Origin of the sequence: Arcticibacter sp. (assembly GCF_045629565.1) — a bacterium.
Taxonomy (GTDB): Bacteria; Bacteroidota; Bacteroidia; order Sphingobacteriales; family Sphingobacteriaceae; genus Arcticibacter.
The window spans coordinates 17,392-33,346 of the sequence record NZ_JAZQRL010000042.1; the positions used below are offsets into that span (position 1 = coordinate 17,392).

A 15,955-nucleotide genomic window follows, 5' to 3' on the forward strand; every position below is an offset into this window, starting at 1 on the left:
TAGGACAATTCTATTCCCAACCAGCGTTTTGGGTTAGTGTAACACCGTTATCCTGATATAATTTGATCTGATCTTGAGGCAGTGGCGACAAGTATACTCGGGGATTATCAAATACCCTTTGAGACTCTGCTTTAGGAGCTGGAATAATATATCCTTCAGGTGCTGAGCCTTCAATCACAGCTGTAGTAGTTGGATAGTCAGATTTCTTTATCCAAGCACCTCTGTTGATATCAGGATTCGCTTTTGTATCCAGATATTCATACTTCTTCCAACGCTTCAGGTCGTCATTACGGAATCCTTCCATCATGAGCTCAACCCTTCGCTCTCTTCTGATTTCCCAAATAATGGAAGAAACAGAAGGATCTCGGTTAGGATCGTCATAGGACATTCCATTGACAAGCGTCTGCGTTCCAGATACAGTAAGATCCGGTAAATTGACACCTGCCCTCTTTCTGATCCTGTTGATTGTTTTGTCAAGGTCAGCCTGGGTAAGAGATCCCAGTTCTGCTGCCGCTTCTGCATAGTTAAGCAGCACCTCAGCGTAACGGATAACCGGAGCATCTGTTGGATTCAGGTTAGAGTTCCCTTCTGTCAGATCCCTGATATCCTCATTCAGGAATTTATGCGTTGCATAACCAGAACTTGAAAAATTTGCTACTACTCCGTTCAAACGAACCGTTGGAGCTAAGGTAAAAGCCAGACGGGGGTCCCGGTCGGCCATTACGTTGGCAATTGACTTGTCTCCCTTATACACAGAGGACGGGTGAGCAATAGGTAAACCATTTTTGTCAAGATAGGACTCCACAGCATCTTTTGATACTCCTGACTGAGGCTCCTTATTATTATAACTGTTTAGCGCATGAGTCAGAACCCCGACAACGTAACTCCGATACATGATTATTTCCGGATTACCTGCCAGATCCAGAGAATTAAACAGTTTCCTGTAATCTGGAGCTATAGAAAAAGCACCACTGGTAATCAGCTCGTTTGCTGCCCATTTGGAAGCTTCGAGATACTCCGCCGCCTTTGTAAGATTGTTTTCCTGATACTTTTGCCATGTACCTTCAAACAAAAACACTCTTGACATGAAAGCCAAAACAACATACTTGTTTACAATTAAACCTTGGGCGCCAGTAGCTCCGTCAGAAACCCGAACATTTGCAGCAGCATATCTAAAATCTGCTAAGACACTGTCCATCACCAGCTCACGCGGATCACGGGGTCTGTAAAGAGCCTCAGTATCGTTTTCTGTAAGCTCCTGATTGTAGTACGGAAAATCCCCATACTTTTTAACCTTGTCGGCATATTCCAAAGCTCTGAAGAACCTACCAACTCCTGTCCAGTTATTTTTGGCCTCTTGCGCCATGGGTACCTGCTGAACGCGTTTGATGAAAAGGTTGGCTTTTCTGATATTGGTAAAATTCCATTCTTTCACCAGATCCGCCTTATCGGGTACTGTACGGGTGAGGATAGTAGGTGTCGTTGGAGCGAAATCGTCGTTCAGCGTTTCACCCGAAAAATATCCCCCGAAGGTCAGATCGAAGCTTGCCGCATACCCGGGAAAGTAACGGGTATAGAATCCAAATGCGAAAGTACGAACATTCCCTTCACTGGTCCAGTAGGTGTCATCTGTCAAACGATCCAACGGATTTTTTGTAAGGAACTCGTCCGTTTTCTTACAGCCCATGGCTATCGTTGCCATAAGAGCTATTATGATATATATCTTGGTTTTCATCTGTATCTAATTAAAATGTAACTTGAAGACCGAAAGAGAATGTTTTCCTGTACGGGTACGCTCTTCCAAAACCTGCTCTGTCTAAATCAAGTTGGGACTGGCTAAAGTCAATCTCGGGATCAATAGGAACATCAAGCTTGTCAAACGTTAACAGGTTTTCACCGCTGAAATACAACCGCAGTCTGTCAAGTCTAATTCTTTCTGTAAGAGATTTAGGCAAGGTATATCCCAGCGTGATATTCTTCATCCTTAAATAAGACATATCCAGCAGGTATCTGGTTTGCGGCTGGAAGTTCCATTTATCAACCACTGCACCATAGTCAGCAGGTCTTGGATAAAAAGTGTTTGTATTTTCCGGTGTCCAGTAATCCATTTGATGCTCATACCAGCCTTCAGCAGCTCTGAAACCCGGGAAAACTATGTTTCCACTTGCCCAAAGTTCCCTTTTGCCAACTCCTTGAAAATATACATCCAGATCGAATCCTTTAAAGTCCGCTCCTACGCGAAAACCGTATTGGTAACGAGGAGTAGAGTTTCCGATCACCTTTTTGTCTCCCGGATCGTCAACCGTGTTGGTTCCCTGATAAATAACACCATCACCGTTTAAATCAACGTACTTTATATCGCCTGGCCCGAAGTAAAAAGATCCTGTTTCGAGTTGAGCCTGAGAAGGAACGCCATCCTTATAAATGTAACGGCCATTTGCTCCCACTCCGGCAAAATCATTCTCGGTGAACAGACGATCGGTTTGATAACCCCATATTTCACCCAAAGACATACCTTCATAATAGGTTGTATTTATCCCTGCTATTGGTCCTGGAAGGGCTCTTGTAGCACTTGAAAATTTAGTAATTCTTTCCGTTGCGTCAGATAAATTTGCGGCAAGGTTGATACCCAATCCGTTCGAAAAGCGGTGATTAAAATCAACAGCCAGTTCCCAACCTTTCGCATCCAGCTCTCCAAAATTTCTAAGCGGTGCGCCTGCACCAAGAGAGGAAGGTACAGTTACTCCTGCAGTAAGCATATCGGTTGTTTTTCTTTGGAACCAATCAAACGTTAAACCTAACCTGCCATTGAAAAACTTGGCATCGACACCGATATCGGTTGTACTAACGGTTTCCCAGGTCAAAGTACTAGAAAACAAATTCGGAGTGTTCAGCGTTGGTTGATTAATTCCGTTCATTACCCATCCTGAGCCAGCCGCCGGCACACCCATAATAGGAAGAAACTTGTAATCTCCCACGGCCTGGTTTCCTACTGATCCATAGGATGCTCTGATTTTCAGAAATGATAGAAACGTTTTACTCCAGTCCATATAATCTTCCTGCGTCAAAACATAACCGGCAGAAATTGAAGGGAAAAAGCCCCATAAGTCGTTAACCGGAAACTTCGAAGACCCGTCGAATCGCCCGTTCAACTCCAAAAGATATTTATCTTTATAGGCGTAGTTCAATCTTCCGAAGAAACCCAAGGTTGACCAATGCGAATTAGCTCCATCCACATATTGGTCTCCTGTTGCCAGGTCGATTTCACCATAGCCGGCATCCAAAAGATTTCTTTTCTCAGAAGACTGGTCTGTTGCACGGTATAATTCAATATCACCACCGACAATTGCTTTGAATGAATGATCTTTTATATCCTTGCTGTAAGTAGCAAACAACTTACCTGTATTAATTTCGTTCCAGTAAGAGTAGTATCTTACTCTATTATAACTAGCACTTTGAAAGTTTTTGTAATCGAGCGCGGTTCCATTAAATGACCAGAAGTCATAGGCATAGGTAGGTCCACCAGTTTGATGCAAATGCTCATTTACATTGGTATAGGTATAGTCAGCATCAATAGTTAGCCCCTTGACGGGTTTTAAAGTTCCTCCCACAGACACTCGTGCCATCGCATTTGTTGTAGCATCCATTTTCGCCTGCTCTACTTCCGCGATTGCACCACGAAAAGGCTTACCTTCATAAGTTCCGTAAGGATAATTTGCCGGCCATCTGTACAGATAATACCAGGGTCCGTATTGCGTACCGCTATAAATAAAAGGCGTTTTGGTTTTGGTATTGGTGTAAAGCACCTTACCGCGCGCATCAAACCAATCAGTTACTGATGTATTCACCCCAAGGGATAAGTTGTAACGATCGTTCTCATCAGGATTTACTTTCAAAACACCATCCTGTCCGAGATATCCAACGCCCAGGTTATAACTTGTTTTCTCGCTACCGCCTGTGATGTTAATATCGTGCTTTTGTTGAGGGGTCCAGTCTTTCATATACATCTTCCCGGCATCCCAGCTGCGATAGAAATACAGCTTGCCGCCAATAATATCGAAGTCACGGCCTTTCACCATCTCATCTCCGAGATTCTGTCCTGAGTAAAGTGACTCCCATTCCTTCATCTTTTCAATAGATGCAGGATCAACAGAGTAGCCGATTACAGCATAAGATGTTGCACTCGGATTCGAACGCTGAATCGCAGTCAACGACGCGATCGAGTTGTCAGACGCTTTAGCCATGACAGGCAATGTTGTTGGAGCAGACCAGGCCACATTATTGGAATAGGTAATCCTGTTAGCAGCTCCTTTTTTTCCTGACTTAGTAGTAATCAAAATTACACCCCATGCTCCTCTGGTTCCGTAGATTGATGCAGACGCAGCGTCTTTTAATACTGATATGGATTCAATATCATCGGGATTAACCATATTAAGATTCGGAATTTCAACGTTGTCTACGAGAATAAGAGGTTGCGCTCCCGCTGATCCGGTATTCAATGAACCTGTAACACCACGAAGACGAATCTTGGGCGTTGAATTTAGGTCCCCGGTTGCTGTCGTGATAGTCAATCCTGGTACAGCACCCTGCAAACCACGACCGACATCTGTAATTGGCCGTGCTTCGAGCAGTTCTGTATCTACCGTCGAGACTGCCCCAGTTAAGTTAGCTCTTTTCTGGGTACCGTAACCAACGACGACGACCTCATTAAGAGATTTTGCATCTGAGGCCAGCTTAATATCAACTTGACCTGCCGAGCCAATTACCCTCTCCTGGCTGGCTGAACCGATAAAGCTGAACACGAGAACCTGGCCTTGATTAGCACGTATGGTGTACTTACCGTTTTGGTCAGTACTGGTTCCCTGAGTAGTACCCTTAATCTTTACAGAAACTCCGGGCAGAGGACCACCGTCATCAGCGGAAATAACCGTTCCGGTTATTGTCCTTTGCTGTGCAACAGTTTGCACAGTGATCATGATGAGGCCCATTAGAAATGTGAGTAGCCTTTTTTTCATAACATTTGTTTGGTTTGAGTTTATTGATTTGATGTATCCGAATCCAGAACGTCCTTTACAGCAATAAAGAGCACCCTGGCAATAACAAATTTAATAATAGATATTCATTTTACGATATGTTTATGCAACTTTTGATTATAAATTTGCACAAACATGCAAATCATAGGAAAAAAAACTACAGCACCTCAGGCATTTATTCAAGAAATATGCGTTTTTAATGAATTTTTACTTATAAAGTAGATATTTTGTTCGCATTTTCTTAAAATCAGACAATTTAGGCTCCCAACTTGCGCGAATTTTGGTTTCAGATAAACCGGCAACAATCTGCTCTTTCAATTCCTTAGTTCCTGCGAGCTTGTCGAAGTTTCCAATCTGCTTACTTTGTTTAAAATCAAAGAACTTCTCCTTATCAGGATAACTCTTATACATTTCTATCAGCCACGACAGGTTAATTTTCTTTGCGGCTTTCAGTTTCTCAAGATCAACATCACGCAAGTCTAATCCAAAACACTGCTGCCCCTGAAATAAGGGCGTTTCACTCATACCTTTAATACTTTCAGGAGTAAAGGAAAAATCATATTTCCCCTTTAAGTCAGGATTGCCCAGCACGGTAAAAGGAAACGGTGTTCCTCTGCCCTGACTGATTATTGTTCCCTCAAAAAGACACAAAGAAGGGTAAAGCAATATAGATGCATTGGAATTCAGATTAGGTGATGGCGCCACGGGAAGCACATATGGCATATTATGGGTATAGCCCATAAGAGGGATGACCTTTATGTTACATCTAACCCCATTGGCCAGCCACCCTTCTCCATTAATCATCTGAGCATATTCTGCAACGGTCATACCGTGAGCAACTGGCACGGGGTGCATGCCTATACCGGACTTTAGCTCCATATTTAGTACCGGCCCATCCACAAAATACCCGTTTGGATTTGGCCTGTCGAGGATCAGTAATTCTTTGCCATTCTCTGCACACGCTTCCATAACTCTGTGCATTGTAGCCAGATAGGTATAATACCTTGCACCGACATCCTGAATATCAAACACCATTAAGTCGATGTCTTGCAGCATCTCCCTGGTTGGCTTGTTATTCTTTCCATATAACGAGACTACAGCAATGCCGGTTGCCGGATCTTTTGCATCGTCAACATGAACTCCCGCGCCGACATCGCCTCGGAAACCATGTTCAGGGCCGAATACTTTAACTATATTAACACCCAAAGAAAAAAGGCTATCCACACTCGATTTGCTTCCTATTATAGAAGTAGGGTTAACTACCATCCCAATTCTCTTACCCTTGAGATAGGGAAGATACCTCTCGGTCTGGTCGGCACCCGTTCGAAATTGCGCCTGTGAGGCTCCAGCTAAGAGAATCACAAGAAACATACTCGCTAATGTCTTTTTCAGCATAACTTATCTTTTATTGTTTTTTAGCAAAATTACATTGGCCACCTTCCGCTGCCCTTCGTGATCCCATTTCTTATTGTCTGAAGGATAACTAACCACTCCATCAAAATCCTGTTCCGCCACCCAAAGTGTGGATGACCCTCCTCCGTCTAAATTAATACCATCGCTTAGCTTCAGCCATTTTAATACCTTCCTCGCTTCAAAAAGAGACATTCCCTCCGCAATATCCCTCCTACCGTCAATGACAATGAAATAGACTTTATTTCTTCGACCCTTAGCAATAAGCGACCGAGGGTGACGCGCAGTGTTGAAAGCTGAGGAGTCAAGGAAAACATACGACTTGTCTTGAAGAAGCAAGGGACCAGTCGCCATAACGTCGTCAGCCTTGATAAAATTTTCCCAGTTAGCGGAACCATCCCATTGTAAAAGGGACAGTTTGCCCTTCTTGATAGCGATAGCAGCTTTTTGATGCAGGGCCCGTGAACCGTCTTTATTCAGGATGTTATTGTTGATAACAGACCCGTCTGACCGAAGGTAATCTACCGATCCGCCTTTAGCCATATTAAAGAACGTACCGTTTATAGCCGCTACAGCTTTATGCGTTTTTCCAAAATCACTTGTCGTTCGTAGTACGGAATCTTCATACGCTAGATCAATCGCGTATCGCCGTTTCTGCTTAATTTCCAGAATGCTGATATATTGGTTAGAGGCAAACAGATTTTGAGTGAAGGAAGTTCGCTTTAAGACTACTCCCTTTGAAATCTTAGTGGTAAGCCACTCCGCATTGACTACAGCACTGGAGTCTGTTTGTGCAAAAGCAGCGTTACATCCTATCAAAACAAGTGCGATACGCAAGAGAACTATCATGTTCAGGGAAATTAGTTAGTGTAGTAGCTGAATAAGATGAAGATAAATGTAATTTTTGAATCATGCAACACCTTGCAGATAAATGTATAAAAAACGCACAACTACGCAATCTTACTCAAACCTTTTAAGATCTGGATCATGATATCGTTTTCTCGCCAACTCGTGATGATAAAGGATTTCCCCAACTTCTTTAAAAAAAGGGTAGCCCTTCTCTTCGTACTCGTATTTATTGTCGTTTATCACCCCGTCACTATTGACATAGATGGTAGCACTCACCAAAAACTCAACATTATTCTTTAGGTCAATGATATATGCATTATCAGTCAAAAACCCATGCGACCAGCCTGCCTTGTTAAAAATTTTTATGTAATCAGGCTTTTTCTGTTTCCCGGCCCTATAAAAGAAGAACTTCGCATAGGACTCAAAGAACTCTTTAGGATCATATTTTGGATAATCGCTTTCTGCAGGGTGCATAGACATATACTTGTACAATAAAGCATAATCTTCCTCCTTCAGTTTAAAGCGCTTATGCCGAGGTACAGACTCAGGAAACAATACGCGCCGGAGCATATCCTGCTGCTCAGTTAAGGGGAAATTATTCTTACGCGAAAAATCCATAGGTCCGTCCCAGAGCTTATCGTCGTTATCCATATGCTTTTCTCCAACCAAGATGCTATTTGGATAATTAAACTTCACATTGCTGTATTCACCCTTCTGTTCATATACGAGCTGGTCGGCGTTATAAAAACGAATGGGGTTTGTATGCCTGTTTTCTTCTTCCGTTAAGGGATATTGGAACCGGTGGGTAATTCTCGTATTTTTGAAACCTAGCGCCCAGAGCCTTTCATTTAAAAACTGCTGGCCATTGAACTCGTAGAGTCGGTTATAGGCATCATTATCACTCACAATAAAAATCTTCTTGAGATAATGCGCTACAGAAGGCTTTTTGCTATCGGAAGACAGATCTTGCGATATCTTTAACTGGCGACTGAAACCACTGTCTGTAAGCATACTGGAATACATATTCAAACCCTTTACATTTAACTGGTGGAGTTTTTCCAATGCAAGCAGTGCTGTTGGCAGCTTTACCGTAGAAGCTGGATAAAAATAGTGATCAACAGGAGTTAGCTTATAAGAAGTAAAATGCGGTTTATTCCTTTTGTCACGATCAATCTGAGTGTAGACCACTTGAACCCGGTATTCGTCGGGTTTACTAAGTATCTCTTTTAATTGCGGACTGGCCTTCTCCCTCAGCATAGACAAAAGCCAGTCATTTTCTTGCTGAGAATAACCTTTGCTTAAGCTTGAACCGATCATAAACAAAAGAAGCCACAGAAATCTGTACATATTAGATTTTCTCAACGCCTATACCGGGTTTTGAACTCAACGTTACCTTACCGTCAACCACAGTTGTTCCTTTATACACATCATTACTGATTAAAAGTGCACCATCGAGATCGGCCCAGTCAGTCATTGGCGATAATTGTGCAGCAGCGGAAATTGCGCACGAGGTCTCGGTCATGCAGCCGATCATGATCTTCATATCCAGGGCCCGGCCTAAAGTCAGCATCTTATGTGCTTCGCGCATTCCTGTACACTTCATCAGTTTGATATTAATGCCGTTATAGACTTTATACGCTTTCAGCACATCGTCCAATCGCTGAACCGCCTCATCTCCGATAGTGGGAAGTGGGCTGTTTTCGGTAAGCCATGCATTATCATCAATCCGCTCCTTGGGCATCGGTTGCTCCAGGAAAACGATCCCTTTTTCCTTAAGCCAGTGAGCCATATCCAGTGCCATTTGTCTGTCTGTCCAACCTTGATTAATATCCACACAGAGAGGCTTGTCGGTCATTTCACGAATAGTCTCTATCATCTGCTTATCGGTATCCCGTCCGAGCTTCACTTTCAGAATTTTATACGGATCGGCCTCTTTCACCTTCTTTCGTACTACTTCAGGTGTATCTATTCCGATAGTAAAGGATGTGTTCGGAGTATTGGTCGCATCATATCCCCAGATTTTGTACCATGGCTGCTTGATAATTTTACCTATAAGATCATGCAGGGCAATATCTACGGACGCTTTTGCGGCTTTATTTCCTTCTTCAATTCCATCAACATAATCCAGGATCTTTTCCATCTGGAAAGGATCTTCAAATGCCGAAAGGTCAACTTTAGAAAGAAACCTAAGTACCGTTTCATGCGATTCGCCAAGATACGGAGGCATCGATGCTTCCCCATATCCGGTAACGCCATTATAACTCAACTGCGTAAGCACGACCGGAGTGGTCGTCCTCGAGCTTGTAGCAAGGTTAAAAGCATGACGAAGGTTAAGCGTATATGCCTTATAACTTAGCTGCATTTTACCTTTGCCAGCCCATTCTGATGACGCCTTAGCAATTAAGTCGGACGATCCTGTTATCATAGTTGCGCCTGTTAGCAAACCTGTTGTTTTGATAAAATCTCTTCTGCTATGCATAAATATTATTGTGATGCTGTTTTGTAAAGTTCACTTTGTCCTATACGGCTGATACCGGGTGTACCAACTGAATTAAGGATCCGTCGGGCTCCTACAATCGTCCGGCTCTGGAAATCGGCATAATTGGGAGCATCCTCCTTCAAACTGTTTATTCTTATAAGCCCTGCTGCCTGAATGAACTCCCCTTCGCCGATATAGATCGCAGTGTGTGTAACCCGCGCGTTCATATTTTTTGCACGTCCGGCGGCGAAGAAAAGAAGGTCACCGGCTCTTAAGTTCGCCAGGCACTTTTCTACACTCAAGCTATCGTTATCATAAATATCGATCTTTTCACCGTAAAGCGCTTGCTGCGACGCGTCACGAGATAGTTGGATCCCGTTAAGAAAATAGCAGGTCTTAGTAAATCCACTGCAATCCATTCCTTTAGAAGACGTGCCGCCCCATAGATACGGAACGCCGACAAATTTAAATGCCGTTTTTAGCACATCCTCACCAGCAGGCAATGGTCTCGACAGCCAGTCATCCAGACTCATCACTTCTTTATTTAAAACCCATGCGATCCGACCATCGGGATATTTCACTTTGCTAAACTTTTTGCGCTTACCAACAACTTCCAGTATGTTTCCACTTACAAGATCAGACACCGGGAGAGACTTATTGGATGCTGTGATGAAAGAATGCCCATATTCTGGCATGTAGACAACCCTGTTGGCCTTTTTCCACTGCTGCATTTCACGACTTGTGAGCGGGATAACCTCCTCTGCACTTAGCCATGAAATATATCGGTCGGGGGTTCTCACCAAATAATATCCCTTGTGCTTTTTCAGCAGTTGCACCGGTGTTCCCAGCAGAGTCTGCGTCACCATTTCTGAAGAATGTGCAGGTTCCTGCCGATGGTTGGAAACCGACAACCTCACTATTCCAAACACTTTTTCACCTAAGTCTTTGGCGGGAAGCAGTTTTTCCACCAACTTCAGCTTCCCTTCCTTGTTTTCCCTGATCAACAACCTGAACTTTGCCAGGGCGTCCTCTCTTGTGGTTTCCACTTCTAGCACACCATTAACGACAGTGAGGTCAAAAAGGTCAGTACGCCTGTCAGGAGCAAACTCGGTTCTTATTTGGTGCAGTATATTTCCGTAATGACTTGCCAAAAGCGAGTCCGTTCCTTCTGCTTTTGACAACAAAGAAGCGCCAAAGAGGCACATAAAGATTGCAATTACCGTTTTCATGAATTAAGCCAATAGACAATACCTAAATATACTGAATTTATCACCCAAAATAGAGCAATTCTTGCAACTTTTGTTAAATACATTGCATAAAAACGCAAAACAAACCGATTTTTATTCCGTTTTAGACAAAACTTCGTAAATCGAATCCATAAGCCGGGAACTGATACTCAAATCATTCAGCTTGTTTGACGTAACAGGGTGAACTCTGTTTGTTAAGAGTATATAAATTAAGTTTACATCCCTGTCAACCCATAATCTTATACCGGTATATCCTGTATGTCCAAACGTATTACCTGAAGCAAGTTTCGAAGGGTATTCAGTCTTCACATCACTCCTGTCGAAACCTAATCCCCGACGACTCGTGCGCGATTGTTTTGAGCTGAATGTTTTAATGGTCTCGGGCTTGAAATACCGGATCCCCCCATAAGTGCCCCCATTAAGAAGCATCTGGTAAAAGATAGCCAGGTCTGTAGCAGATCCAAACAGACCGGCATGACCTGAAATACCACCAACCATAGATGCTCCGGGATCGTGCACATAGCCCTGCAACAGTGTATTCCTGAATAGTGTATCTACTTCTGTAGGAACGATTTGCTCTTTAGGAAATCTATAAAGCGGATTATACCCGGCTCGTTGCATTCCCAGGGGTTTATAGAAGTTCTCCTGAACATAGCTCTCCAGAGGTTGAGATGTTATGCTCTCCACAATCTCCTTCATGAAATACATACTCAAGTCAGAGTAAACGTATTTACCTGTGTCGCGTAACGCGGAGTTCAGCATTAGCGGCCACATCATATCTTTAAAAAAACCCTTACGGAAGTAATAGTTCTGCGATGCGGCAACCGGATAAGCAGCAGAAGAATCTCTACGAAAATCATTGGCCTTGATGTCCTTAAAAAACGGAATAAAAGGAACAAAGCCGGCCTCATGGAGCATAACCTGACGAACAGGGATATTTCGTTTATCGGTGTCCCAAGCCTTCGGTATATAGGCACTTACCGGGGTATCCAGGTTTAACTTGCGCTCCTCAAACAGCCTCATCACAGCGGGAGTAGTAGCAGTTATCTTAGTTACAGATGCCAAATCATATATATCGGTCGTCTTCGTTTTCTGCCCGCCCTCATAAGTGTGAGAGCCGAACGCCTGGTTCAGGATTACTTTGCCATCTTTTATCAACATCAGGACGGCGCTTGGTGTCGCTCGTTGAGCAATAGCTTCAGCAATAATTGCGTCTACAGGTTTTTGCAGGTCTTTAGAATTAATACCCAGCTCTTCAGGCACTGTATAAGTAAGACGGATTACCTCAGTGTCGAATCCCGCACCTTTCCTGTACTTTTTTGAGATATCGAACATGAGCCTCGCCGTAACAGGCAGACCGCCAAAAATTGCCTGGGCTACATAATCTACTGCTTCTACAGAATAATGTTGCGTCCAGATAATCGGCACAGATAGATCATTCAATCTGGACAAAACCTCCTTACCACCGAAGGCCGCGATGATGATTTGCTTATTTTTCTGATTGTCCGTAATAAAGTTTAAAACTTGATTATCCTGTAACTGATCGGCTGAAATCTGCACGATTATCGTGTTAAAGAACTTTAAATCGTAACTCAAATCTCCCATTCGGCCGGACTTACCCAGATATCCCCGGGCATCTACACTTTCTACCTTGGCATGAAGATTTAAAACCCGGTCAAACGCCGGTGCGTACTTGGAATCAAAGCTAACACTGACCATACGATTGTCGGTCAGATCCTTCAGAGGAATAAGTCCCCGCTCGTTATTAAGCAATACTGTAGTCTTCTCAACGTCTCTCCTCTCCTTAATCCATCTCGTATTGAGTTTATGCTGCTGCGAAAACACGCCTGAAGTAATCAGGTTGCAAAGCATAAAAACCTTAAAGGAAATCAAATTGCCAAACTTCATATGATGTTATCTGATTGTTGAATATTATTTCGGTAAGTTTTTCTTATTAGAAATTTTTCATTTAATCCTCCGCACTACGTTCAACATATCCTCCTCCAGACCTATAATTGAACTCACCACCAGAAGGATGGCAGGAAGTTGCGTAATGGTTCTTTTTAATTCCGACATGATCATCCTATCATTCCATATCTATAATCCCATTTTGGATGAGTTAAATCTGCTTTCAGAATAAGAGCTGTCCGCATTTTCTATTTGGGAGATTTATGTTTACTCTTATTAAACTCGTAGATGTGTTTCGATACATTCGAAAGGAGCTGTGATGCTGCCTTGTGATCCTCGATTCCCCGTGTCAACAGTACTACTACATATTTCCTGCCGTCCGGCAAAAAGACAATTCCCGAATCATGACAAACCGACGTGATAGATCCGCTTTTACTCGCCACCTTCACATCAGGAGGCAACTTGCCTCCAATGATATTTTTATGATGTTGACTCATCAATATCTCAATCATCTCCTCAGACGCTTCTGCACTTACCATTTGGTTCATGGCAATCTTTTCGAAAATAACCGCCAGGTCATTAGCGGTAGCCGTGTTGTTTAATCCTTGTTCAAAGGCTTTGATGTCTTCCACCCCGCGTAAAACGCGAATATCCTTTGCGCCAAGATGGTGCATTGTCTGACTCACATTCTCCGCGCCGAGCTTCTCCATGATCATATTTGTAGCCAGATTACTACTGCGGGTGATCATCCGAAACAGAATATCACGCACTGAAACTCTGAACCCGATCAAATTGTAAAGGTCTTTTTCGCTGTCATCTGCCGAATCAACAGCGAACATACTACCATCTACGATGCTCTTAAACGAGTTTTGAACAAGTATTGAGTCGTCGAGCGAAATTTTGTCGTCAGCAGCCTGCTTAAAAGCTTCAACTAGTACAGGGGTTTTCATCGTACTTGCTGCATGAAAACTCTCGTGCTCATTAATAGTAAACTTGTCGCCCGTTTCTATGTCCCGATAAGCGACAGCAAATGCAGCTTCCGGATACGCTGCGAATTCAGAATGAATTCTGTTTTTCAATTGTTTGGATGAGATGGTCTTTCGCTTAAAAACATTTCGCATCAGTTCATTGACGTTCACGGATGACTCTCCGGTTGCTTCCTGGCACAGGCCTATCTTTGCACTAATAAGGAATAAAATAAATGTAAATGTGTACCTCTTCATCGTTAAGCGCTCTATCAAAAATTCTGCGTAGCCGAATTTACCTTTAAAGTATTAGAATACTTTATTGAATATTGGTTTCATCGGAAATATCGTATCCCCGTTATGAAAAGCTTTTCAACAGACGACAGTGATAATCAATAGTTATAATGAAGATAGACGGAAGGACTGGCATTTGCAAATAAATGCGTACTATTTTTCAAAAACGCATCATAACGCATATATTTACGTTAACCTTAATACACAACAAATGGCTCATTCTAATAACCGACTTCTGTCGTTGGATGCTTTTCGCGGCCTTACAGTGGCAGCGATGATTCTTGTTAATAATCCCGGAAGCTGGGCTAAGATCTATCCTCCCCTAAAACATGCCGAATGGCATGGCTGCACTCCTACCGACCTCGTATTTCCGTTTTTCCTTTTCATAGTTGGCGTAGCAATTGTCTTTGCTCTTCAGAGCAAGAAAGCAGACTTGGGAAGCCATAGCCAGCTTCTCGGCAAGGCGGCGAAGAGAGGCTGCATTTTATTTTTGCTTGGTTTATTCCTGGCATTATTTCCCAAGTTTGATTTTGAGAATGTAAGGATCATGGGTGTGTTACAACGTATAGGAATAGTTTACTTTATATGTGCTGCCATTTTCATAAAAACCAAGCCCAAAACCCAGCTTATTATCATGACCAGTATTCTGATACTTTATTGGATCCTTATGACCTTTGTGCCGGTGCCTGGGTTCGGCGCTCCAAATCTGGACAAAGAAACAAATCTGGCAGCATGGACGGATAGACTAATCCTTACGGAGAATCATACCTGGAAATCCTCCAAAACCTGGGATCCTGAAGGCGTCTTAAGTACGCTACCGGCTGTAGCCACAGGACTTTTCGGGATATTGATGGGCGGCATTTTAAAAAGTAAGGAAAAGTTGGCTGCCGAAAAAACTGCCTGGCTCTTTAGCCTGGGGCTTGTCGCCTGGATTCTTGGAATGGCCTGGGGACTGTTCTTCCCTATCAACAAAGCTTTGTGGACAAGCTCCTATGTTCTTTATTGTGGTGGCCTTGCTTCAATGATACTAGCTCTATTCTACTGGATAATTGACGTGCAGGGCCACAAGAAGTGGTGTAAGATCTTTGTAGCTTACGGAGTAAATGCCATTACGGTTTTTTTCCTGTCAGCAATGATTGCAAAAACAATGGGAATGATAAAAGTCAACACAAACGGGGAAGAAGTGAATTTGCATACATGGCTATACAACTCATTTTTCACATCCTGGTTATCCGCGGATATTGCATCCCTGGCCTGGGCAATCACATTTGTGCTGTTCTTTTTATTACTATTATGGCCTATGTATAAAAAGAATATTATCATCAAAGTTTAGCGATCCAATTCCTGCTCCTCCTTCTTGGTGAGGAGCTTTTCTTTTTTAAGATCAATACGCAAATATCCGTACAAACTCATATACTGATTGGCCACCCAAACCAATGCGAAACCTGCAATAATATATCCTCTCCAGTCATCCATTAACAACTTGAAGTCCGTCAATATCAAAAAGAAGATAGTGATATAGTGACTGAAGCAATACTCGCAGGTAAACAGATAGAAGAACTTTCTCTGAAATAAAGTTCTTCCTTTCTGACTGCATTGCACGCAGTATTCACGAGGCTCGCGGAATACTTCCTCATGGGTAAAAGTCCAGGCAACACACGCTATAGGTATTGCGAGGATGAAAAGCCAGACGATTTGAGTTGATAAAGACATCCAACATAGTACAACCGCCTTCAAGAAATTGTTTGTACTAACTTGCTAGCCAATATT

Annotated in this window: 11 protein-coding genes; 1 reads left to right on the plus strand and 10 read right to left on the minus strand. The window is 42.9% G+C overall.

The genetic code is table 11. The features are described from left to right. Positions 1 to 10: 10 nt before the first annotated feature. From ACKI5J_RS05430 to ACKI5J_RS05470, 9 genes are all read right to left on the minus strand, one after another. On the minus strand, positions 11 to 1,735 hold the full coding sequence (locus tag ACKI5J_RS05430; RefSeq protein ID WP_407427299.1) for a RagB/SusD family nutrient uptake outer membrane protein: 1,725 nt from the start codon (positions 1,733 to 1,735) through the stop codon (positions 11 to 13). A gap of 10 nt (positions 1,736 to 1,745) precedes the next feature. Continuing rightward, positions 1,746 to 5,015, minus strand: coding sequence for a SusC/RagA family TonB-linked outer membrane protein (locus ACKI5J_RS05435; protein ID WP_407427301.1), 3,270 nt, complete (start codon positions 5,013 to 5,015; stop codon positions 1,746 to 1,748). 225 nt (positions 5,016 to 5,240) lie between these two features. Beyond that, the gene (locus ACKI5J_RS05440) at positions 5,241 to 6,404 is read right to left on the minus strand and encodes an exo-beta-N-acetylmuramidase NamZ domain-containing protein (protein WP_407427442.1); all 1,164 of its coding nucleotides are present in this window, start codon (positions 6,402 to 6,404) and stop codon (positions 5,241 to 5,243) included. Positions 6,405 to 6,431: 27 nt separating this feature from the next. Beyond that, positions 6,432 to 7,292, minus strand: coding sequence for a phosphodiester glycosidase family protein (locus ACKI5J_RS05445; protein ID WP_407427303.1), 861 nt, complete (start codon positions 7,290 to 7,292; stop codon positions 6,432 to 6,434). A gap of 111 nt (positions 7,293 to 7,403) precedes the next feature. Then, on the minus strand, positions 7,404 to 8,639 hold the full coding sequence (locus tag ACKI5J_RS05450) for a serine hydrolase (RefSeq protein ID WP_407427305.1): 1,236 nt from the start codon (positions 8,637 to 8,639) through the stop codon (positions 7,404 to 7,406). A 1-nt stretch (position 8,640) separates the two neighbouring features. Beyond that, on the minus strand, positions 8,641 to 9,771 hold the full coding sequence (locus ACKI5J_RS05455; RefSeq protein ID WP_407427307.1) for a dipeptide epimerase: 1,131 nt from the start codon (positions 9,769 to 9,771) through the stop codon (positions 8,641 to 8,643). A 5-nt stretch (positions 9,772 to 9,776) separates the two neighbouring features. Next, on the minus strand, positions 9,777 to 11,000 hold the full coding sequence (locus ACKI5J_RS05460) for an NlpC/P60 family protein (RefSeq protein ID WP_407427309.1): 1,224 nt from the start codon (positions 10,998 to 11,000) through the stop codon (positions 9,777 to 9,779). 111 nt (positions 11,001 to 11,111) lie between these two features. Next, complete coding sequence (locus ACKI5J_RS05465; RefSeq protein WP_407427311.1) at positions 11,112 to 12,926, minus strand: serine hydrolase domain-containing protein; 1,815 nt, start codon at positions 12,924 to 12,926, stop codon at positions 11,112 to 11,114. Between the two features lie 248 nt (positions 12,927 to 13,174). After that, positions 13,175 to 14,149: a serine hydrolase gene (locus ACKI5J_RS05470; RefSeq protein WP_407427313.1), complete on the minus strand. Its 975-nt coding sequence runs from the start codon at positions 14,147 to 14,149 to the stop codon at positions 13,175 to 13,177. 247 nt (positions 14,150 to 14,396) lie between these two features. Between ACKI5J_RS05470 and ACKI5J_RS05475 the strand changes: the two genes are divergently transcribed. Continuing rightward, the gene (locus tag ACKI5J_RS05475; protein ID WP_407427315.1) at positions 14,397 to 15,518 is read left to right on the plus strand and encodes an acyltransferase family protein; all 1,122 of its coding nucleotides are present in this window, start codon (positions 14,397 to 14,399) and stop codon (positions 15,516 to 15,518) included. On the opposite strand, the gene ACKI5J_RS05480 is transcribed toward ACKI5J_RS05475, so the two are convergent. Further along, positions 15,515 to 15,898, minus strand: a complete 384-nt coding sequence (locus tag ACKI5J_RS05480; RefSeq protein ID WP_407427317.1) for a hypothetical protein — start codon at positions 15,896 to 15,898, stop codon at positions 15,515 to 15,517. The genes ACKI5J_RS05475 and ACKI5J_RS05480 overlap by 4 nt on opposite strands. Positions 15,899 to 15,955 lie beyond the last annotated feature (57 nt).